Origin of the sequence: Siphonobacter sp. SORGH_AS_1065 (assembly GCF_030818595.1) — a bacterium.
GTDB lineage: Bacteria > Bacteroidota > Bacteroidia > Cytophagales > Spirosomataceae > Siphonobacter.
This window is the reverse complement of the sequence record NZ_JAUTAM010000004.1, coordinates 3,460,792-3,482,595: the sequence shown is the minus strand read 5'-3', so window position 1 is coordinate 3,482,595 and position 21,804 is coordinate 3,460,792. Positions and strand designations below refer to the sequence as shown.

Annotated in this window: 14 protein-coding genes and 3 tRNA genes; 9 read left to right on the top strand and 8 right to left on the bottom strand. The window is 46.1% G+C overall.

Translation table 11 applies throughout. From position 1 onward, the window contains the following. The first annotated feature begins 71 nt into the window (after positions 1-71). Entirely contained in the window at positions 72-3,677 is a 3,606-nt protein-coding gene (locus tag QE390_RS15010) for a hypothetical protein (RefSeq protein WP_307142723.1), read from the top strand. Positions 3,678-3,751: 74 nt separating this feature from the next. On the opposite strand, the gene QE390_RS15005 is transcribed toward QE390_RS15010, so the two are convergent. The 3 genes from QE390_RS15005 to QE390_RS14995 form a co-directional block, all read right to left on the bottom strand. Then, positions 3,752-3,825 (bottom strand) — tRNA-Arg (locus QE390_RS15005). 61 nt (positions 3,826-3,886) lie between these two features. Then, positions 3,887-3,960: transfer RNA gene (locus QE390_RS15000), tRNA-Pro, on the bottom strand. Between the two features lie 36 nt (positions 3,961-3,996). Next, positions 3,997-4,084: transfer RNA gene (locus QE390_RS14995), tRNA-Ser, on the bottom strand. A 101-nt stretch (positions 4,085-4,185) separates the two neighbouring features. Here QE390_RS14995 and QE390_RS14990 point away from each other — a divergent pair. The 7 genes from QE390_RS14990 to QE390_RS14960 all read left to right on the top strand — a co-directional run bounded on the left by QE390_RS14990 (position 4,186) and on the right by QE390_RS14960 (position 15,472). Beyond that, on the top strand, positions 4,186-5,145 hold the full coding sequence (locus QE390_RS14990) for a VWA domain-containing protein (RefSeq protein WP_307142722.1): 960 nt from the start codon (positions 4,186-4,188) through the stop codon (positions 5,143-5,145). An 11-nt stretch (positions 5,146-5,156) separates the two neighbouring features. Next, positions 5,157-5,834 carry a tetratricopeptide repeat protein gene (locus QE390_RS14985; RefSeq protein ID WP_307142721.1) on the top strand — a complete coding sequence of 226 codons (678 nt, stop codon included), beginning with the start codon at positions 5,157-5,159 and terminating at the stop codon, positions 5,832-5,834. Between the two features lie 114 nt (positions 5,835-5,948). Next, a complete protein-coding gene (locus QE390_RS14980; protein ID WP_307142720.1) occupies positions 5,949-6,890 on the top strand; it encodes a phosphoribosylaminoimidazolesuccinocarboxamide synthase in 942 nt (313 codons plus the stop codon). A gap of 102 nt (positions 6,891-6,992) precedes the next feature. Beyond that, on the top strand, positions 6,993-7,433 hold the full coding sequence (locus tag QE390_RS14975; RefSeq protein ID WP_307142719.1) for an STAS domain-containing protein: 441 nt from the start codon (positions 6,993-6,995) through the stop codon (positions 7,431-7,433). 58 nt (positions 7,434-7,491) lie between these two features. Further along, positions 7,492-8,466 carry a ribonuclease Z gene (locus QE390_RS14970; protein ID WP_232793772.1) on the top strand — a complete coding sequence of 325 codons (975 nt, stop codon included), beginning with the start codon at positions 7,492-7,494 and terminating at the stop codon, positions 8,464-8,466. 765 nt (positions 8,467-9,231) lie between these two features. Further along, complete coding sequence (gltB, locus tag QE390_RS14965; RefSeq protein ID WP_106637674.1) at positions 9,232-13,836, top strand: glutamate synthase large subunit; 4,605 nt, start codon at positions 9,232-9,234, stop codon at positions 13,834-13,836. 106 nt (positions 13,837-13,942) lie between these two features. Beyond that, positions 13,943-15,472 (top strand): glutamate synthase subunit beta, encoded by a 1,530-nt coding sequence (locus QE390_RS14960; protein ID WP_106637673.1) that lies wholly within the window; start codon positions 13,943-13,945, stop codon positions 15,470-15,472. A 485-nt stretch (positions 15,473-15,957) separates the two neighbouring features. Here the strand turns inward: QE390_RS14960 and QE390_RS14955 are convergent, their stop codons facing one another. Then, complete coding sequence (locus QE390_RS14955) at positions 15,958-16,281, bottom strand: nuclear transport factor 2 family protein (protein ID WP_307142718.1); 324 nt, start codon at positions 16,279-16,281, stop codon at positions 15,958-15,960. A gap of 22 nt (positions 16,282-16,303) precedes the next feature. Further along, positions 16,304-17,095 (bottom strand): SDR family oxidoreductase, encoded by a 792-nt coding sequence (locus QE390_RS14950; RefSeq protein WP_307142717.1) that lies wholly within the window; start codon positions 17,093-17,095, stop codon positions 16,304-16,306. 140 nt (positions 17,096-17,235) lie between these two features. On the opposite strand from QE390_RS14950, the gene QE390_RS14945 reads away from it, so the two are divergent. After that, on the top strand, positions 17,236-17,619 hold the full coding sequence (locus QE390_RS14945; protein ID WP_106637670.1) for a helix-turn-helix domain-containing protein: 384 nt from the start codon (positions 17,236-17,238) through the stop codon (positions 17,617-17,619). Between the two features lie 161 nt (positions 17,620-17,780). Here the strand turns inward: QE390_RS14945 and QE390_RS14940 are convergent, their stop codons facing one another. Genes QE390_RS14940 through QE390_RS14930 form a run of 3 tightly spaced genes read right to left on the bottom strand, consistent with a single transcriptional unit; the run spans position 17,781 to position 21,749 of the window. Continuing rightward, the gene (locus tag QE390_RS14940; protein ID WP_307142716.1) at positions 17,781-19,370 is read right to left on the bottom strand and encodes an MFS transporter; all 1,590 of its coding nucleotides are present in this window, start codon (positions 19,368-19,370) and stop codon (positions 17,781-17,783) included. A gap of 1 nt (position 19,371) precedes the next feature. Then, entirely contained in the window at positions 19,372-20,430 is a 1,059-nt protein-coding gene (locus tag QE390_RS14935) for an HlyD family secretion protein (RefSeq protein WP_307142715.1), read from the bottom strand. Positions 20,431-20,432: 2 nt separating this feature from the next. Further along, the gene (locus tag QE390_RS14930; protein ID WP_307142714.1) at positions 20,433-21,749 is read right to left on the bottom strand and encodes a TolC family protein; all 1,317 of its coding nucleotides are present in this window, start codon (positions 21,747-21,749) and stop codon (positions 20,433-20,435) included. Between the last annotated feature and the right edge of the window lie 55 nt (positions 21,750-21,804).

The following is a 21,804-nucleotide window of genomic DNA, read 5'->3' as shown; positions in this document are numbered from 1 at the left end:
TTTTCCAAGCACAAGCCGCCCAAGGCCTCGCACTCGAGGCACAAAATCAAGCGATAGCCGCCGCTCAAAGCGTGGTTACTGGTAAAGATCAAGGCCCCTGGAATGTTAGTACAAATACGCCCGCCCTTACTGCGAGCTCAGCGACATATCAGGACGGGGCTTTTTTCCCTATTACCGTAGGAGGCACCGTTCCGTTTTCAGGTGTAAACTTCGCAGTTGGCAATACATTGAATGTAGGCGATGAACTCGCAAAGATGGGTACTCAGTGGTACCTAAGACCGAAGCCAAGCCTTGCACTTTCAAAAGCAATCGCGTTGGAGTCGCGAGCGAATACGCTTGAATCGCAGGTAGCCAAACTTGGGCCGGTCTCAACCTATCAAGCGGTCATTCGTCCGAGTGCTACCTCAAATTATCAGCGATTCGGAACGTCAGAACAACGCCTGATTAATTCGTGGTTTTTTGCTAAGAGTTCAAAACGACTCGCTCAGGTTGGTGTATTTATTTACAAGGATAATCAGGCGGGTGCGAATCCGATTACGGGCGGCGGCCGTCTGCAAGTGATTCATAAACGCGGGTCTACAGTCACGAAATTACTCGACAGGGTAATTACGAATGCTGAGCTTTTGCCGTACAATACGAACGGTTTCGGGGGGAATTATTCAAACTACGAATTTAAAGCTAACCTCGATGTCCCGATGAACATTGTATCGGGTGATACCATGTTCGTTTCACTGTATACGGAATCCCCGACAACGCCGATTTTTGGCAATGAAAACAGTTTATTGGCCTCAGGTGAATGGAACAACGGTACGAATTGTTTCCGGTACTGGCTGGTAAATTCTACGGTTCCCGTTTATACCGATATTCCCTCACTACCAGCCCCCGAAAACAATTACAACGCGGTACATTTCTACGACTACGTAACGACGTTTCCGACGCTCGATACGATGCAAACGGACGTGAATGACCTGAAAGGGAAAGCCGTTACGCGTGCAACCGAGGTAGTGCCAACAAGCCGACAGATTTTCGATCAGGTCGGGCATGTAGTAGCGGGAAAAGGAATCGGTACGGATGGAGTCGAATACCCGGATGCTACGGCCGGCCTTGTTCAAATGCCAATTCCGGCTAATAATACCCAACTGACCATTGACGGACTGCAAAACGGTAGCGGCCGGGGATTGTCGTTCTATAATGCTACAGGAACCCGTTTAAGCCTCTACGATCAGGCCGTTAATAAAACTACGTACACTATCCCAACGGGGGCGGTGCTTATGAAGTTTCAAGCCTACTCGTCAAGCAATACCGGTCGCGTAAGTACGATTATGGTTAATTTGGGAAGCATAGCCTTGCCTTGGGAAGCGTTCAGCTCGTTATCCGTTAACGCGGGGTTAAATGCCACACCTTTTAAGGCCGATGTCGTAGGTTCTAAAGCCAAAAAGAACGGATCGGAGCTCGCGACCCTTGACGATTTCGTATCGCGAGACGCTGATATTGCAACCGCAAAAAGCAACATTAGTACCCTTCAAACTGATACGACAAATATTAAAAGTTCAGTAACGCAGGTTACGGAAACGGCTACTATTCAACCGATGCCGAATTACGGTTTTACGCTTTTTGGTTCAAGTGAACAGGCGGAAATAAGATCGTGGTTTTTGGCTAAGTCGGTAAAGCGAATTACGCGGGTAGGCGTCTTTGTTTATAAGAATACGGCCAACGGTACGTTTGCGAATCCCCTCCGCGTTCAGGTCGTACATAAGCGGGGAAGTACGGCAACAGTACTCGCGAATAAGACCTATACGGCGGCGGAAATTGCGAAATTCAATACGGCGGGCATCATTAATAACGACTTTAGAAATTACGAGCTAAAGGTCGATTTTACGACCCCGATGGATTTACAGGTAGGCGATACGTTCTTTGTTTCCGTTCAGGCTTCGGACAAAATGACACCTGTTTACGGTACAGCAAACGCGTTGTTGCCGTCGGGCGAATGGAACGACGGTACGTATTGCTATCGCTTTTGGTCGGCTAACCCCGTAACCACTACGTATACAGATGTACCGGCTTTGCCCTCAACGAATAGCAATTACAACGCGGTAAACTTTTATAACGTTGTAACGGCTTTCTATAACCTTGGCACCATCGATCAACGCCTAAAAGACGTTGAAAGCGGGGCCAATACCGGGAACCTCGATTTCGAAGTACTAGCACCTGCAAACGTTTATTTCGCTAACAACGCAGTAAAGCCGGCGGGATCAGATGCCGAAATGAGCAATTATAATGCTCGCAAGGAACCGCTGATGTTGTATTTACAGCATTTTATCCGGGAACGGGTCGATATTTTCCTCGAAAAGAATCAGAACTTCATTGTCGGTTCTCGGAACGCAGTTAATGCAACAGCAATTGTTCAAGAGGCTATGAGCATTCTCATTGGCGGAGGTAGATACCTTACGAAAACTCTGACGATAAATCGAATTTCTGTTGACACTGCTGTTTTACAAGCTTTCGTAACAAAACTACTCTACATAGGAGATAGTATTACAGCCAGCCGATTGATTAACGGTCAAAGAACAGGTGCTGGTTCGATGTGGCTCATGGCGAAAGAAATGTCCCTTAAAAATTCTATCGATGCAGGAAGCGGTTATCAATTTGTTTGCGTAGGCGATCAAAATATCGTAACCGTCCCGGTCAGCTATCGAGGAACGACTACAAACATTCGAGGCGGGGCAAGTGGTGCTGGTGGCTATGCTACTTCGACTTATTTACGACACCCGTTTAGAATGTGGGTAAGCAACGTTGCCGGGGCTTGGGACTTGTTGGGATTGAAAGCTCAAACAGGTAGAGATTATGCCGCAACAGCGGCCGATAAACTCCTAATTACTAAAACACCGTATGGGGTAAATACACCTGTAATTTCTGGTGATTCATATGCGATCTTAGTAGCTGAAAGTCAAATAACAAATTTAGGGGCTTGGACGGATACAACTGAACAAAGAGCAGCGGTACAGTCTTGGATTGATAATGTTCCAAACGGAGCATCTAATCGTTATCTCGACACTACTAAAACGGGTACGAATCGTTTCAGTATTTTAAAGTATTTGGAAAGATATAAAACGCTGGCTAATGATGGTGTAACTCGACTAGTCGTAGGTTCTACAGCGGGAACGAAGGTAACAAACGTTAATTCCTATGATGTATGCGAACCTAGCCACATTGTTATATGTCTAGGAGAAAACGATCGATTATTTCATAGTAATTACGTCGAAATCGTAAATGACATTATGGAATTGGCAAACGAATGTGCGTCCCAATTACCCAACGTAAAAGTAGGGGTTTGCCTTACTGATATTCCAGGCCCGATGTTTCCTGAGAGGCACCCCAACTATAAGGGACTTTTTGATCAATCAGCGCACAACGCAAAATTTGATTTGTATAAGGAATTAGTTTCTCGATTCGGCACAATGGATCAGCAGAAAACAAACCGTATCTATCTTATTCCAACTTGGCATGCTGGACAGCCCTTATCTCATTCGAGTGTTAGCTTTCAAGTGGACGAAGGCTCGCCTAACAATGTAATTCAAGTAGCTAATGATGATTTCAATCACCCAGGGTATTATGCCAACCGAACAGCTGGTACTCAATTATACGGCTGGATAGCAGCTACAGTAGCAGGAATTTAGCGATATGGGCGAGTTTGTGGGCGAGGTAAAACAAAAAAGGCCTTACGATAAAACGTAAGGCCTTGATTATCAGGTGATCCCAGCAGGACTCGAACCTGCAACCTACTGCTTAGAAGGCAGTTGCTCTATCCGGTTGAGCTATGGGACCAGACTCAGCCGGTTTCAGCAATGGTTCGCAGTATTTCTGAGAACTGGTACTGGTCAATGTGTCGGGGTGGCCAGATTCGAACTGACGGCCTTCTGCTCCCAAAGCAGACGCGATACCGGGCTACGCTACACCCCGAAAAACTAAACGTACTCTAATTTACTTGAGAGACTGCGGAGAGGGCGGGATTCGAACCCGCGGTACGCTTTAGGCGTACGACAGTTTAGCAAACTGCTCCTTTCGGCCACTCAGGCACCTCTCCTGTTCCGTTTCGGTCTGCAAATATAGGGTTATAAAATCGCCGAACGCAAGTATTTCTTAAAAAAAAATCCGTCTTTTGTGTTTTTCACTGCCTGCCACCCTATGATTTTCAACCGCGATTGGAGCCGGACTGAGCTGATTTTCATTGCCTTATTTGTCATTCTTTACCTCATTTATTTAGGTAGAACTTTTTGGTATGCTTATCAATTAAAAACCTCTGCCCGCTCTGCTGCCCTGAAGTTTTTCCTACGTTCTACCGCCATGGGTGCTCTCATCATTGGTTTGCTGGAACCTTCCTTCGGTGATCCCGAACGCGAACTCCAGGCCGTAGGTAAAGATATTTTTCTGGTCGTAGACGTTTCTCGCAGTATGGATGCCACGGATGTGCAGCCCTCCCGACTGCAACGCATCAAGTTTGAACTGAATCGGCTCATCAATACCTATCCAAGCGACCGCTTCGGGATGATTGTTTTTTCGTCGGGAACGTACCTGCAATGTCCGCTTACCTTCGACCGGAATGCTCTGACCATTTTCATTGAATCGCTCAATACTCAAATGCTCACCGATCAGGGAACGGCTTTTCAGCCCGCTTTGGAAATGGCTCTGGACAAGCAATCAACGGATACGAGATCCAATGCTTCCAAAGTAATCCTGCTCATTAGCGACGGCGAAGATTTTAGCAGCGTCAATACTAAAACGCTCCGGGCCATTCGTCGACAAGGCATTCATTTACTTTGCCTGGGCGTAGGTACTCGGGAAGGCAGCCGAATTCCATCCAACGGGAGTTACGTTAAAGACGAGGACGGCAATTTTGTGCGAACAATGTTGCAGTCCGAATCACTGGAAAAAATCGCAAGTGAAGCGGGTGGTTCTTACTTCGAAATCACTTCGGTTCGAAATGATTTTCCACAATTGAGTCAAAGCATTCAGCAAATTGCCGGGCGACTCATTGACCAGCGAAAGGTGTCCATTACCTCCAACCGTTACTATTATTTCGTGATTCTGGCCTTAATTTTGCTGAGCTTCGATATTATGATTACCGTTCGAACGTTCCGACTATAAGACTGCGAGTTATGAATATATTCTGGCTGAAAATTGCCATCTGGCTGACGACCCTGGGCTGGCCCAACCAGATCATCCAGCGAAACCAAGCCAAAACCATTGCTGAAAATGCCTATCGTCAAAAAGATTACGATCAGGCTTTGGCGTATTACGAGTATCTGGAACGCACACAGCTTGTTCCCGAACCGGATGTCATCCTGAATCTGGCTCATGCGGCTTTTGCTAAAAAAGACACGGCTTTGGCTATCAGCCAATACCGTCGGCTGGCTCGCGTTTCGAATGCGGGCATTGCGTCAACGGCTTTGAATCAGTTGGGCGTTTTGTTATGCTTTTCCGGCGATACCCTCCAGGCCGAAGCTCAGTTCCAGGAAGCGATGGTTCGTAATCCAGACAACGACCAGGCCCGGTTTAATTATGAGTTGGTTCGAAGAAAACACCTGACTCCACCGCAAGGGAGTCCGCCGCCAGAAACTCCGAAATCTTCCGAGACGCCACCTCCACCCACTCAATCGGCAGAAGTAAAGGTTTCTACCCGAAAGGAACAGATTTTAAAATCCCTGACGCAGTATAACCTCACGGAAGAACAGGCGACACGATTGCTGGAGGCTTCCCGAAATCAGGAAATCCAGTACATCCAGCAGCACCCGCATAAACCCGAGAACACGATGGAAACCAAGGAGAAATGGTAACCGCTTTCTTTTTTCCAAACATTCATCAATCAGGATTACGGCTGTTTCCTTGCTAAAGTTGGCATTTGACGCTCCGCTGGTTAATTTTGCAGCTTGTAACTTATTTTCAGGTTCATGCCTATCTCCCGTACTGATTTCCAATTTCCCGGTCAGACCGGCCTGTATCATGGCAAGGTTCGTGACGTATATTTTTTCGAAGATTACTTACTGGCCATCGCCTCCGACCGGATCTCGGCCTTTGACGTAATTCTTCCCCACCCCATTCCTTATAAAGGACAGGTGTTGAATCAGTTAGCGGCTCATTTCCTGCGAGCTACGGCGGATATCGTTCCGAACTGGTTACTGGAAGTCCCCGATCCGAACGCTAGTTTCGGCTGGCGTTGCGAAGCGTATCCCGTTGAAATGGTAGTTCGCGGTTATTTAGCCGGACACGCCTGGCGTACCTATCGTTCCGGCAAGCGGGTGCTGTGCGGCGTTACTTTGCCCGAAGGGCTAAAAGAAAATGATCGCCTTCCTCAGCCGATTATTACCCCCACCACAAAGGCTCACGAAGGTCATGATGAAGATATCTCGCGGGAAGAAATTCTTAGCAAAGGCTTAATTTCCGAAGAGGAATATACGCAACTGGAACAGTATACGCTGGCTTTATTTGAACGCGGCACGCAAATGGCCGCCGACCAGGGGCTGATTTTGGTGGATACTAAATACGAATTTGGCAAGCGTGGTACGGAGATTTACCTGATTGACGAAATTCATACACCCGACTCCAGCCGTTACTTTTACGCCGAAGGTTATGCGGAGCGGCAAGCCGCGGGTGAAGCTCAGCGACAACTTTCCAAGGAATTTGTTCGCGAATGGCTCATTGCCAATGGATTTCAGGGACAGGAAGGCCAAAGCGTTCCTGAAATGTCTGAAGAGTGGATTAATCAGATTTCTCAACGATATATTGAGTTATTTGAAAAAGTAGCGGGTGAAACGTTCACGCCTACGCCCGATCCAAATCCACTGGCCCGTATTGAAATGAATGTGAACCAGTTATTAGCTTCAAGAGCATAATTGTTGTTTGTTGTTTGTTGTTTGTTGTTTGTTGTTTCTACAAATAAGATTTTATAGCATTATTAACCTGACAACCATCAACTAAAAACTATATAAAGAACGATGGATTTAAAAATTGAAAAAAATCAGCAGTACGTATTAATTGACATCCCACAGGCGACGATTGATACCGAAGCTTCTCAGGCTCTTTCCAAAAGCGTTGCTTCACTCTGGAAAGAAGGATATACTAACATGGTTATCGATTTAGCTCAGGTTCAGAACATTGAACAGGACGGATTCTCTGTACTTCGTAAAGCCAACGAACTGTGCTTACGGGATGGTGGTTTGTTTGTTCTGGTCACCAAAGACGATGAGCTTACGGAAGAATTGGACGGGGCCAAAATCCGCGATCTGACGATTCTGCCAACCGTTGAAGAAGCCGTTGATGCCGTCTTCATGAATGAGCTGGAAGGCGAATTTCGCGAAGAAGAAGACGATGAATACGATTACGGCGGAAGTGCCGATGAAGAAGGCAGTTCCAGCAGCAAGGACGAAGAATATTAAGGGAAAGCCGACCGCAGGGTCGGCTTTTTTGATTCAGGAATAATTCTTTTCTTGCCTTTTGCAACATAAACGAAAGGAAGACGCTTTGCAATTTCAGGTCACGATATTAGGAACAGGTTCTGCCACACCAACGCTTCACCGAAACCCAACAGCCCAGTGGATTACGTACGAAAGCGAGCATTTTCTGGTGGATTGTGGAGAAGGTACACAGTTGCAGTTACTTCGGCATAAAATGCGGCTCAGTCGGCTGTATAATATCTTTATTTCGCATTTACACGGCGATCATTACTTTGGTTTATTTGGGTTATTAACCAGCATGAGTTTGGCCCAACGGCAGGAGCCACTGGCTATTTACGGTCCCCATGGGCTGGACGATATTATTACTACCCATTTCAAATATTCCGATACCCGGCTTACCTATCCGCTTGAATTTCACACCACGAATCCGCATCAGCAGGAGCATATTTTCGAGAATGAACACCTGACGGTCGAGACGGTTCCGCTGAAGCATCGCATTCCGTGTACCGGTTTTATTTTCAGGGAAAAACCCAAGAAACGAAATCTCATCAAAGGCCTGGTTCCAGAAAAAGCCCTGCCGGAAGAGCTTATACAGCTTAAGTCAGGGAAAGACGTTTATGATGCGAATGGGAATCTTAAGTACAGCTTCGAAGCCCTGACCACGCCGCCACCACCGTTGCGGAGTTATGCTTTTTGCTCGGACACTTTATACCTGCCCGATTTAGCCGAAGTTGTTAAAAACGTAGATGTATTATACCACGAAGCCACCTTTGCGAACGACCTGCATGAACGGGCCTTGCGAACGAATCATTCGACGGCGGGACAAGCGGCTCAGGTAGCCAAAGATGCTCAGGCGGGGCAGTTATTATTAGGACATTTTTCTTCCCGCTACCGGGACGTTACCCAAATTTTGCTGGATGCTCAGGAAGTCTTTCCTGCATCCATTCTGGCAGAAGAAGGGAAAACGTATGAAATCGGAATTCACCCGGTCAGCAACGATCATCAGATTTTTTAATCCTTCTATTTCAGTAAAGTCAGAGACTAACCCATATCTCTTCCAATCAGATGTAACGTTAGCTGTTTCTAGAAAGGGAAAAATTAGAGCTGAGAGTGGATTCCTGGGAAGTCGGTCTGATTTCCCATAAAACTAGCAGGCCATTTACTTTTCAGCTTCAGATCACTCGAAAGCGAAGTATAGAGAAGATCATCTTTAAAAGCATTCGGCTTCCCAAGTATTATTTTATGAAAAAGGCACGGCCTGTTTGGTTGTGTCTTTTCGTAGGCGAAATCCACTAAAATTTCAGATTTGAACTCATTTGCCCACTTTTTGTTAGGTACAGCAAGAGATTTTATACAGAAAAGATAGATTTTTTTACAAAAAACTTACTTATAAGCTTAATGAAACATTAAATCGGAGATTTCACCAGTTTTATTTTAATTTTTATTAAATCCGAAACCTCTAAATCAGTATTTTCAATTTTTCAATAATTAATTCTTTAAATTGAAAACCTGTAAATGTAATTATCAAATTTTTAACGATTTTAGTGTTTTGTTAATAATATGATAATCCTAACTGAAAATTTCATTATTTCCGTACTTTAGAAATAATCCAAATTTTATATGGCTAACACTATTTTTTACCAATTATTTTTTGCACTATCTTAGCAGACCAGTTTAATATCTGTGGTACTTATTCTTATTTACACAGATTTTCTTCTGAACCTTTTTTCCTTATTGCATTACCGATTTTTGAATTTTTACCGAGCAAACCGTTAGGGATATGTCAAACCAGCCTAACCAGCAACCTCTGGGCCTCTATCGCCCTGAATTTGAGCACGATGCCTGTGGCATTGGCTTTATTGCCAATATGAAAGGCCGTAAATCGCACCGCACGGTTCGCGATGCCATCCAGATTCTGGAACGCATGGATCACCGGGGTGCCTGCGGCTGTGATCCAAACTCCGGTGACGGAGCGGGTATCCTGTTACAGATTCCTCACGAGTTCTTTCTGAAAGTATGTGCCAAAGAAGGCATCAGTCTTCCCGCTTCCGGCGATTATGGCGTTGGGATGACCTTCTTCCCGAAAGATGACGCTGTACGCAAAGAGTGCAAGGAAGTTATTCACCGTCAGGCTCTTGAGTTAGGGCTTGAGATTTTAGGTTACCGCATTGTTCCCGTGAATAACACGGACATTCAGGGTGCCGATTCGGGGGACTCCGAGCCTCAGATGGAGCAGTTATTCATTCGTAAGCCCGCCCACCTTACGGGTGAACTGGACTTCGAGCGAAAACTGTACGTATTCCGTCAGTTAGTTACCCGCGTGGTTAACGAAGCCGTGCGTGGCGTTAACGAGAAGTTTTATTTCTCGTCACTTTCCAGCCGTACGATCATTTACAAGGGTATGCTCACGACGATGCAAACCCTGCCTTATTTCCTGGATTTACAGAACGAATCGGTAACGTCAGCATTTGCTATCGTTCACAGCCGTTTCTCTACCAATACATTCCCTGAATGGAAGTTGGCTCAGCCCTTCCGTTTTATCGCTCACAACGGCGAGATTAACACCGTAAAAGGGAACGTAAGCTGGTTCAAGGCAACTTCAGCCCTGTTCAAGTCAGACGCTTTTTCGGATGAAGAACTGAAAATCATTCGCGAAGCCCTCTGTCCTGCCGGGCAGTCGGATTCAGCGAACCTGGATAATGCCATTGAGTTACTTTACCTCGCGGGTCGTTCATTACCTCACGTAATGATGATGCTGATTCCCGAAGCATGGGACGGCAACACCGAAATGGATGAGCAACGCAAAGCATTCTACGAATACCACGCAGCTCTGATGGAGCCCTGGGATGGGCCAGCTTCGATCTCGTTCACGGACGGTAAAATCATCGGTGCTACGCTGGATCGTAATGGTCTGCGTCCGAGCCGTTTCTGGGTGTTGGATGACGATACCGTTATCCTTTCTTCGGAAGCCGGGGTTCTGGACATTGATCAGTCAAAAGTAGTTTCGAAAGGCCGTCTGCAACCCGGTCGTATGTTCGTAGTGGACATGGAGCAGGGTCGCATTATTCCTGACGAAGAACTGAAATCAGAAATTTGTGCGTCTCAGCCTTACCAGAAGTGGCTGAACAAGTACAAAATCACGCTGAACGATCTGCCCGAGCCTAAAACGGAGTGGAATACCCCTTACGATAAAGATCTGGTTACCAAGCAACAGGTATTCGGAATGACGACGGAAGACGTTCGGATCATTCTGACTCAGATGGTAGAGACGGGTAAGGAAGCCCTCGGTTCGATGGGTGTGGATACGCCTCTGGCCATCCTTTCGGATCAAAGCCAGCACCTGAGCCATTACTTCAAGCAATTGTTTGCTCAGGTAACCAACCCTCCCATTGACCCCATCCGCGAACGTACCATTATGTCGCTGATGAGTTATGTAGGTGGTTACGGTAATATTCTGACGGAATCTCCCGAACACTGCAAAGTGCTGGAATTGCGTCAGCCAGTACTGGATAATACCGAACTCGAAAAGATTCGGAACATTGATACCCGTCACTTCACGAACAAAACGGTTTACATCACCTTCCGGGCCAATGGCGGCGAAGGTGCTCTGAAAAAAGCCCTGAAACGCATTTGTGAAGACGTGGAATACGCAGTTAATGATGACTACCAGATCATTACGCTGTCTGACCGTGGCGTCGATTCCAACCACGCTCCAATTCCATCCTTACTCGCTACTTCAGCCGTTCATCAGCACTTGATTCGCAAGGGATTACGGGCAAAAGTCGGTCTGATTGTTGAGGCTGGAGACGTATGGGAAACGCATCACTTTGCTACGCTGATTGGTTTTGGTGCGGCGGCTGTGAACCCTTACATCGCTTTCGAAACCATCTCGAACATGCGAGACAAAAATCTCGTATCGGTTCCTTACGATTTCGATAAGCTCTGTGCCAATTACACGAAGGCGGTTAATGGAGAATTGCTGAAGATTTTCTCTAAAATGGGAATCTCAACGCTTCAGAGTTACCAGGGTGCTCAGATTTTCGAAGCACTGGGTATCTCTAAAGAAGTGGTGGATGAATATTTCACCGGCACCGTTACCCGCATTGGCGGTCTGAACATTGAAGGTATCCAGACGGAAGTATTGATTCGTCACCACCAGGCTTTCCCCGAAGTTCACGTGGGTAATCCTCGCCTGGAAGTAGGTGGTTTCTACCAGTGGAAACACCGTGGTGAATTCCACTTGTTTAACCCCGAAACCGTTCACGCTCTGCAACAGTCGACGAAAAAGAACGATTTCGAGTTATTCAAGAAATATACCAAAGCCATTGACGATCAAACGCAGAAAACGGCTACATTACGCGGTCTGCTTGATCTGAAATTACTGCCCCAATCGGAATGGCTGAAAGACGAAGAAGTAGAGCCGATTGAAAGCATCATGACTCGTTTTGCTTCGGGTGCGATGTCCTTCGGCTCCATTTCATGGGAAGCTCACTCTACCCTGGCAATTGCGATGAACCGGATTGGCGGTAAGTCCAACACGGGTGAAGGCGGTGAAGATCCGAAACGTTTTTATACGGTATTCGAAAACGGTGATTCGATGAACTCTGCCATCAAGCAGGTAGCTTCTGGCCGTTTTGGAGTAACAATGGAATACCTGACGAACGCCAAAGAATTACAGATTAAAATGGCTCAGGGAGCGAAACCTGGTGAAGGTGGACAGTTACCTGGCCATAAGGTAGATGCCTGGATTGGTAAGACGCGTCACTCTACGCCCGGCGTAGGTCTGATTTCGCCTCCTCCTCACCACGACATTTACTCCATTGAAGATTTAGCTCAGCTCATTTTTGACCTGAAAAATGCCAACCGTCAGGCTCGTATCTCGGTGAAACTGGTTTCTGAAGCCGGTGTAGGTACCGTAGCTACGGGTGTAGCCAAGGCTCACGCCGATCACATCCTGATTGCCGGACACGATGGAGGTACGGGAGCTTCTCCCCTGTCATCCATCCGTCACGCAGGTCTGCCCTGGGAGCTTGGTTTGGCTGAAACTCACCAAACGCTGGTTCGGAACCGTCTGCGTGGTCGCGTAACGATTCAGACGGATGGTCAGTTAAAGACGGGGCGAGACATTGCCATCGCCGCTCTGTTAGGTGCCGAAGAATTCGGTGTAGCCACGGCTGCTCTGGTAACGATGGGTTGCATCATGATGCGTAAATGTCACCTGAATACCTGTCCGGTTGGGGTGGCTACGCAAAACCCTGAACTCCGTGCCTTATTTACGGGAGATGCCGATCACGTAGTAAATCTGTTCCGCTTCCTGGCGACTGAAGTTCGTGAGTACATGCGTAAGCTTGGTTTCCGCACGATTCCTGAAATGGTAGGTCACGTAGAGCGACTGAAAATGCGGGAAGGCGTTCAGAGCTGGAAAGCCAAAACGGTTAACCTCAAGTCCATCCTTTACCGCGATCCGATGTACGATACGGAGCCGATGGTGAAAGTAGAAGAGCAGGATCACGGCCTGGACGTTCAGCTCGACTGGGCGATGATCGAAGCAGCGAAAGCCGCTCTTGACAACCAGGAAAAAGTAACGGGTGAATTCAGTATCATCAACGTAAACCGTACCGTGGGCACCATGCTCTCGAACGAGATTACGAAAAAATACAAAGCCAAAGGATTACCTGCGGGCACGATCCACTACAAATTCCGTGGTACAGCCGGACAAAGCTTCGGAGCTTTCGGTACAAACGGGATGAAACTGGAACTCGAAGGTGACGCCAATGACTACGTAGGAAAAGGCCTTTGCGGAACGGAGCTGATCATTTACCCCGACCGTAACATCCGTCCCGATTTCATTCCTTCGCAAAACAGTATTGTGGGTAACGTTTGCTTCTACGGAGCTACTTCGGGTGAAGCCTACATTCGCGGAATGGCTGGTGAACGGTTCTGCGTTCGTAACTCTGGTGCGAAAGTTGTGGTTGAAGGAATCGGTGATCACGGTTGTGAGTACATGACGGGTGGTCTGGTGATTATCCTGGGTAATACAGGCCGGAACTTCGGTGCCGGTATGAGTGGTGGAGTAGCTTACGTCTGGGACAAAAACGGAGACTTCGCCGAGAAGGTTAACCCTGAGATGATTACGCTGGAAAAATTATCCAGCGAAGATCACAGCATCGTACGAATGTTTGTAGACAAGCACCTGACTTCTACCAAATCCAAAGTAGCGGCAACGGTATTAGATAGCTGGGATGTCATCGCCGATCAGTTTGTGAAGGTAATGCCTACCGATTTCAAAAACGCTCTGGCTAACAAGGGTATTTCCCTTAGCGATCAGATTGCTAATAAAGAAATCGTATACGGTGACTTTGTAGCTGACGTGCTGGCCAAATAGTTTGGACGGAGCGGATACGCTAATGTATCCGCTCTTCTCCTCCCCTCATTTACTTTTCCAAATTGATCATTCCTTACTGCCTAGGCAGTGATTACAATATAAGACAATGGGCAAACCAACTGGTTTTCTGGAATTTACGCGTGAAGTACCCACCAAGCGTCCGGTTGCTGAGCGTAAACTTGATTACAAGGAAATTGATATTGATCTGTCTTTTGAGCAGGTGCAGACGCACAACGCAGCCCGTTGTATGGACTGCGGAATCCCTTTCTGTCATAATGGCTGTCCGCTGGGAAACATCATTCCTGAATTCAACGACGCTGTGTATGAAGGCAACTGGGCTTTAGCGTACGAAATTCTGAGTTCAACGAATAACTTCCCCGAATTTACGGGCCGTATCTGTCCCGCTCCCTGCGAGTCAGCTTGCGTTTTGGGAATTAACAAACCCGCCGTTACGATTGAATACATCGAGAAATCGATCATCGAATATGCGTTTTTACATAATCTAGTAAAACCGAACATTATCGATGAAAAAGACCGTACGGGCAAATCTGTAGCAGTAATCGGTGGTGGTCCTGCGGGTTTGGCAGCCGCTGCTCAGCTTAATAAGGCGGGTCACTGGGTAACCGTTTACGAACGGGCCGATCAGGTAGGTGGCTTATTACGTTACGGCATCCCCGATTTCAAACTGGAGAAATGGACGATTGACCGTCGTGTGGAAGTAATGAAAGCCGAAGGTATCGTCTTCAAAACGGGTGTTAACGTTGGTGAAGATGTTTCCGGCTCTGAATTACTGGAACAATATGACTTAGTATTACTCTCGGGTGGTTCAACAGTAGCCCGTGGCATCAATAAAACCTGGGATGGCAAGGATGTAATTGGCTGGGATACGTACCTGAACAAAGGTGTTCATCCTGCCATGGAATTCCTGAGTCAGCAGAACAAACGCGTGGCCAACATCGACCGCGTGTACGATCACCGGGGAGCGAAATACCAGAATGGCGAATTAATAGCTACGGGTAAAAACGTAGTAGTAATCGGTGGTGGTGACACAGGCTCTGACTGTATCGGAACTTCTAACCGTCACAGTGCGGCGAAGGTAACGCAGGTAGAAGTAATGCCTGAGCCTCCAAAAGATCGTCACCCAGGTACGCCCTGGCCGCTGTGGCCCAACATGAAACGTACCAGTACGTCCCACGACGAAGGTTGTGAACGCCACTGGAGCATTTCAGTGAAGGAATTCATCGGCGATGGCGAGAAGTTAACGCATTTACGTATTGCTGACATCGTACTTACGGTAGTTGACGGAAAAGCTCAGAACGTTGAGCAAAACGAACGCGTGATTGAATGCGACCTAGCTCTGATTGCGGCTGGTTTCTTACATCCTCAACGCGAAGGTTTATTAGCTCAACTGGCAGAAAATGGCTTAGAGTTCGATCCTCGCGGAAACGTTCTCTCAGAAAACTATCAGACGGGTATTGACAAAGTATTCGTCGCGGGAGATATGCGTCGCGGACAATCGCTGGTGGTTTGGGCCATTTCCGAAGGTCGCGAAGCAGCCCGGGCGGCGGATTGCTACCTCAATGGTGGTACCTCCAAACTCGAAGCCAAAGCGAAATCTATGTTCTCAGTAGTGTAGGTTTCTGAGATTAGGAATAAAAGAAAAGCGGTTAGCAGAATCTTCTGTTAACCGCTTTCTTTGTAGGATGGTACCCGGAAAACTCTTCTTCTGTCATCCAGAGCGAAGGATCTTACTCCTCTAGCAAGTTCTTTGCCGAAGACGAAACCACTTGGTTATTCCCAACTCATCTTATACAATCCGTAAAGTCTTTCAATGTGTTCAACAGGGCAGGCGGAGTTAACCCGAAGTTCATAGTAAGTTGCTGTTAACTTTCGTTGAAGGAAGATGTCTAATCCATGCATCTGTGAAGCAAAATGAATCTGCCATTACTATTCGGTGTTGTTGTAAATTGAGAAGCCTAAAAGTGACCTTTCTGCAAAGCCTTTTTCATTGAACTATCTATTTACTATGCCTGTCTAATAAATTAGTTTACATCTCCTTTGATGGTTATTGATGGTTATCTTAAACTAAAAAAGGAACGGCTAAGTTTAGCCATTCCCCGGTTATCCCGTAACTTTCAATGACTGTATAAATCCATCTTTTATTTCTAACTGATAATTTAATACTGTAGGACTTCCATTAAATTTTCCGGAAATCTCTGCCTTTAAAAGGCTTTCCGTTTCTTTTTCTTCAAAGCTGACGGGCTTCATAACAGCCTCATATCGCTCGTTAGCATCCGCAATCCAATGTTCTATTTCCTTTCGGCCCTTATGCGTTTTGCCTTCATCAAACACTACGGCCGTTTCTAAAAAACAATTGGCATAGGCCACACTATCAAAGTTGTTTTGTGCTGTTACTAAATCTGTCAGTACTTTCGGTAAATTCATGGTTTTGTCTTTTAAAAGGTTATTAAACGGTAGGAACAGTTCCACCATCAATTACAAATTCAGTTCCGGTGAGATAGCTCGCTCGATGTGAAACCAGAAATCCAACCAACTCTGCTACTTCTTCGGGCTCTGCCGGTCTTCCAAAAGGTATTCCTCCCAAAGCATTCATAACACTTTGCTCTGCCTCTTCCACAGAAGTATTGGAAGCATGGGCAAGTCGTTCCAACCACACTTTGACATTTTCCGTCCGGATCCATCCCGGCGAAACCGTCAGCACGCGAACGCCCTTGGGCGTAACTTCATTGGACAAACTTTTGCTGTAATTGATCAGTCCTGCTTTGGCGGCGGCGTAAGGCAACGTAGAAGCATACAGGGGTAATTTGCCCTGTATGGAAGCAATGTGAATAATAACGCCACTTTTTTGCTCGATCATTTGCGGGAGGAATCCCCTGTCCAGTCGGACGAGAGCAAGCAGATTGGCCTGCAGGGTTGACTCCCAGTTTGCATCCGATAATACGGCGAAACCACCCGCGGGTGTTTCAGAAGCCCCCAGGTTGTTTACTAGAATATCTAGCCTCCCGTACGTTGAGAGTACTTCGTTAATTACCTCTTGTGCTTCGGGTGCCTTGCTTAAATCAGAGGCAATGAAATGCAGCCTGCTGTCCGCTTCTTGCGGTGCGTTTCTTGCGGTGATGATAACGGTTGCACCCGCCTGTAAAAGCCTTTCTGCAATGGCTTTACCCGTTCCCTTTGTACCGCCGGTTACCAGGGCAATCTTGCCCGATAACTCATTGTTGAAATTAAATGGCTCCATTTATTTTGTCCTATTCAAAAATTGTTGATAGGACAAAATTGAACCCTAATTGAAGTTTACACAAGTACGGAATCAGGATTCATATAGGGATAAGTTTTTCCCCTATTGCACAAATTCAGCCATACGTTTACTTTCGCAGTATGTATGAAAGAAAAATAATACCGAACCTGAATTGTGGACTTGATCTGATCGGTGAAGTGTTGTATGGCAAGTGGAAAATTCGTTTGCTATGGTTTATCAATCAAGGTTATAAACGGCCCAGCGAGCTGCAACGTAAAATTCCCGACGCTTCACGCAGAGTCTTGAATATTCAGTTGAAAGAACTGGAAGAACACGAATTGGTTGAGAGAAAAATTTATCCTGTCATACCACCTAAAGTAGAATACAGCCTAACTGAATTCGGACATACATTAATTCCCGTAATTGCCACTTTAGGACAATGGGCTGATGAACACGAAGAACATTTACGGGAGGTAATTATAAAGCAACTGGTAAGTTTTGATTCGGCGAATATTTCTAATTAATCAATTGCCTGATTATTGATGTATTTATAGAAAGGAATAGCATGTATAGAGTTACAATTATTATTGAAATTTATCCTCTTAGTTTTTCTACTTAAGGCTATACCTAAACAACACTTTTGATACGCTGTTCGTCCGCGTAAAAAATGCGGACGAACAGCAAGCTACAACACCGGAGCAGCGGGTTGTCGCGTGAAGATCATTTTTGACTGCACATAAGGAACCGTAGCAATGGCCAGCATAGTAACGCCAATAAGGGCCGCAATCACCAGGTAATAATCCATAGAAAAACGTAATTGCGTCTGTAAATCTACCGTTTGTCCGAGTAACTTATTCGCCATCAGTCCCGCCTGATCAGCCTGCACTCCCCGGTGAATCAAACTTTCCTTATAGGCCGTCAATCGTTGAACCGTATACGGATTGGTGGAAGTAACTGCATCTTGTAATCGGTGGTAGTGTATGCTTTTCGAGAACAATCTGGTGAAATTCAATAAGGCCATACTTAGACTAAAACCCGTATAACGCACCAGAATGCCTACCGCCGAAGCCGAGCCACTGATCGGTGCCGGAACCGATGAGACGTAATAGTTAATAATGGGCACCATTAAAGTAGCCGCCCCCAGTCCCTGTAGAAACAAGGGAATTACGTAGTAAACAGGCTCAGCGGTATCAGAAAAAAGGCTATACATCCAAAGATGAAAGATTCCTAAAAAGGCAAAACCTGTCAGCAAAATCATCCGTAGACTCTTGTTCTGCAATACAAAACGGGAAACGACAAAAGATCCCACGACAATGCCGACCAGGTTAACAAGCATCAGTTCAGCTACGTGAATAGGGTCCATTTTTAGAGCCGTCCCGAAATACGAAGAGGTCAAGCCCAGGGCTCCCCGGCACACGTAGAATACCAGCAGAATTAACAATCCCAGATTAAAAGCCGAACTTCGAAATACGGCCAGGTTGATGTAAGGACGTTTTAATGCTCGCTGACGCAGTATGAACAGAAGTATTAATAACAGATTGAAAGCCAAGCAAATAACTATCTTCGGCGAATCCAGCCAGTTTTCCTGCTGACCATACACCATCATATACGCCCAGCTGATCAGGGCTGGGACGAGTAAAACAAAACTAATCCATTCCACCTGCACCAACGGAATTCGGCGTTTCAGGCGAACGTTATTCATGATTCCGAGTAATAATAAAGCCCCAGGAATCTGAATGTAAATCATTAGTTTAAACAGCACATTGAACTCCACGTATTGCAAGGCCCAGGACACAAAAACGGTAGATAAGGGAGCCGAAGCCAGTAGCATGCCGTAAAAAACGGTATAACCCATTACCCGAATCCTTTCGGAAGTCATCCGGGAAAAGATCAGGTTCATGGACGTGGCAATTACCCCACTGATGCAGATTCCCTGCAAAAATCGAAGCACATACAGATAAATCGGTTCTCGCACAAAGTAGAGCAGAACATTTAATCCGATGGTTAGACAAAGGCCCATCAGGAAGTAATGTTTGGCCATGAAGTAACTCACCAGTCGTTGTTCAAGTGAGAAAAAACTGGCCAGAGCTACGTAATACACCAGCACCGAGAATTGTACATCGGCAGGCTCAATTCCGTAAAATCCGACCGTTTCATTTACGTTTCCAGCAAAGATTCCCAGTAAAAACATGCCGGGCATAATAACGGTGAAGATCGTCCCACGAATGAGCCATTCAGGCACCCAGCTTTTAAAAACGGGCATTTTCTCGTTCATCTCAGACTCCTTTCTTAATCGTTACCACGGCGTTCATTCCCGCCCGCAGCACCTGCGTTTTCTTTACATCATCGGTCAGTTTGATACGAACCGGAACCCGTTGGATAATCTTCACGAAGTTTCCCGTTGCATTATCTGGGGGTAATAGGGAAAACCGGGAACCCGTTGCCGCCGACAACGATACGATTTCACCGTGGAAGACTTCACCGGGAAAGGCGTCCGTCTCGATATCTACAGTCTGCCCCAGGTGCATGTGCCGAATCTGGGTTTCTTTATAATTGGCTACCACCCATTTTCCTTCTTCGGAGTCCACCATAAAGGCCAGCGTTTGTCCGGCCTGAATCAATTGCCCTTTCTGTATGGTTTTCTTACCCATTTTTCCGTCGTAAGGAGCCGTAATGACCGAATAGGAAATTTTTAGATTAATCTCATCCAGCACTGCCTGCCGACGCTTGATTTCTGCCAAGGCTACGGCCTTTTGGGCGGTAATATCATCCGTTTTTGACAACGAAGTTTCGTAGGCTTTTTGCAAAGCTTCGTATTCTGACTTCGCTACATCCAATGCCATTTTTACGTTCTCAAATTGCTGCTGCGTGATGGATTCCGTTGCTAATAACTTTTCGTACCGTTCAAAATCCTGCTGCTGTTTCACCAAACGGGCCTTCGCCGCTCCGATTTGCAATTGATTCACTACCGCGTTTTTATCCGAGGTAACGGTATTACTACTGAGCACCCCAATCTGGGCTTTGGCCGTCATTAAGGCCGCTTCAGCTTCCGCTTTCTGAATCCGGTATTCGTCATCATCAATTACAACCAGCGTATCTCCTTTTTTTACTTCCTGGTCATCCTCATAATATAGTTTTCGAACATAGCCCGTCACCCGACTGGTTACGGGGTTGATGTACTCATCAATCTGAGCGTCATTCGTAGCTTCGAAATGGTATAAATCCCACACGGTAAAGCCGCCCCAAGCCACTAATCCAATAATAATAAGTCCCGCAACCCAGGCCGTGATCCGGGTGATTAACTGATCAGTACGGGTATATTTTGACGTGTTCATGATTAAAGTTTTCCTAAGGTATTTAAGAGTTGATAGTATTGAAGACGAGCCGCTAAACGAGCCGAAGCCAGGTCGTATTGACTTTGGAGTAACTGCGTATCTGCGTCCAGTAAATCGGTCAATAAAGACAGTTGATTGAAGTACGTGTTATGAACAATGCGGTAATTTTCAGCCGCCTGTCTGGTACTTAATTCCGAGACTTCAATACGATGTAAAGCCTCTCCATAACGCACATAAGCTTCCTTAACCGCCTGCCTTACCTGATCTTCCCGGTCAGATTCAATTACTTGTTGCCGCTGAATTTCAACCATAGCCGCTTGTTCACGGTGCTTATTATGATAAAGTGAAGAAAGCGAATACGAAGCTTTCAACCCCGCCATGCCAAAGCCGTATAAAGCTCCAGCGTAAGGGTAAAAAGTAATCTGGGGATAAGCATAGGTATACTCCGCAAAAAGTCCGACTTTAGGTTTATAATCCGCCCGAACTTCTTTCAAGTGTAATTCACTTATTTCTTTTTGCTTACTGGCAATTTTTAGCAGGTAAGCGTGATCAAACGCTTCATCCAGAAAAGATTCATATCCTTTTGCCAGAGAATCGCTGGCGGGAAGTGGTGCTGGTATTACGATAGTAGTATCAGGCAATCCAATCATTAAATCCAATTTTTGATTGGTAATAAGGATGGAATTTTCAATTTCATGAAGCGTCATTTTCTGACGGGAAAGTTGTAACTCTGCCCGTAATAAATCGCTTTTCAAGACTACTCCATTTTTATTCAACTCCCTGATTTCAGTCAGACGCTTTTCGGCTTCTTCGATGTTCTTCAGCATCAAATCTTTATAAATCAGATTTCGTTGCAAATCCAGATAAACCGCCGCTATCCGAAGCTTAACTTCAGACTCCGTCTGCTTTTTTTCTTCTTCTACCAAGGCATGTTCCGTCTCTTCTGCTTTAATTTTTGTCTGAAGTTTTTTGCCTTCGTACACCTTAAAATAAGCCTCCGTTTTCAGTTGAAAAAAGTTGTGTAAAACGGGATATTGAAAAGGCGTATTCAGAATACCCCGCTCGTAAATGGGTAGGTTACTGACCCGGGCGTATTGCGTACTCGCCCCTAATTCGGGGAGCCGTTCGCTTTTCGTTTGCTCCAGTCTTTCATGACTAATCTTAAGGCGAAGATCTTGTTCCAGAATCGTCTTGTTGAACTTTTCAGCTTTTTGCCAGGCTTCAGAAAGTGATAAGGTTTGTTGCGGGGAAGGAGTCTGGGCCTGGATAATCCCCAAGGTAATCAGCCAGATTACGATGGTTTGGGGTACTAACTTCATTGCATTTTTTCATTTACATCCGATATGCAAAATTAGAATAATGCAAAACGCTTCT

What these genes read in the sequence shown, in the direction of transcription:
- QE390_RS14975 (WP_307142719.1), top strand. Translation starts at nt 6,993, where the DNA reads ATGGATTTAAAAATTGAAAAAAATCAGCAGTACGTATTAATTGACATC.
- QE390_RS14985 (WP_307142721.1), top strand. Translation starts at nt 5,157, where the DNA reads ATGAATATATTCTGGCTGAAAATTGCCATCTGGCTGACGACCCTGGGC.
- gltB (WP_106637674.1), top strand. Translation starts at nt 9,232, where the DNA reads ATGTCAAACCAGCCTAACCAGCAACCTCTGGGCCTCTATCGCCCTGAA.
- QE390_RS14955 (WP_307142718.1), bottom strand. Translation starts at nt 16,281, where the DNA reads ATGAATTTACCGAAAGTACTGACAGATTTAGTAACAGCACAAAACAAC.
- QE390_RS14960 (WP_106637673.1), top strand. Translation starts at nt 13,943, where the DNA reads ATGGGCAAACCAACTGGTTTTCTGGAATTTACGCGTGAAGTACCCACC.
- QE390_RS14950 (WP_307142717.1), bottom strand. Translation starts at nt 17,095, where the DNA reads ATGGAGCCATTTAATTTCAACAATGAGTTATCGGGCAAGATTGCCCTG.
- QE390_RS14990 (WP_307142722.1), top strand. Translation starts at nt 4,186, where the DNA reads ATGATTTTCAACCGCGATTGGAGCCGGACTGAGCTGATTTTCATTGCC.
- QE390_RS14980 (WP_307142720.1), top strand. Translation starts at nt 5,949, where the DNA reads ATGCCTATCTCCCGTACTGATTTCCAATTTCCCGGTCAGACCGGCCTG.
- QE390_RS14945 (WP_106637670.1), top strand. Translation starts at nt 17,236, where the DNA reads ATGTATGAAAGAAAAATAATACCGAACCTGAATTGTGGACTTGATCTG.
- QE390_RS14940 (WP_307142716.1), bottom strand. Translation starts at nt 19,370, where the DNA reads ATGAACGAGAAAATGCCCGTTTTTAAAAGCTGGGTGCCTGAATGGCTC.
- QE390_RS14930 (WP_307142714.1), bottom strand. Translation starts at nt 21,749, where the DNA reads ATGAAGTTAGTACCCCAAACCATCGTAATCTGGCTGATTACCTTGGGG.
- QE390_RS14935 (WP_307142715.1), bottom strand. Translation starts at nt 20,430, where the DNA reads ATGAACACGTCAAAATATACCCGTACTGATCAGTTAATCACCCGGATC.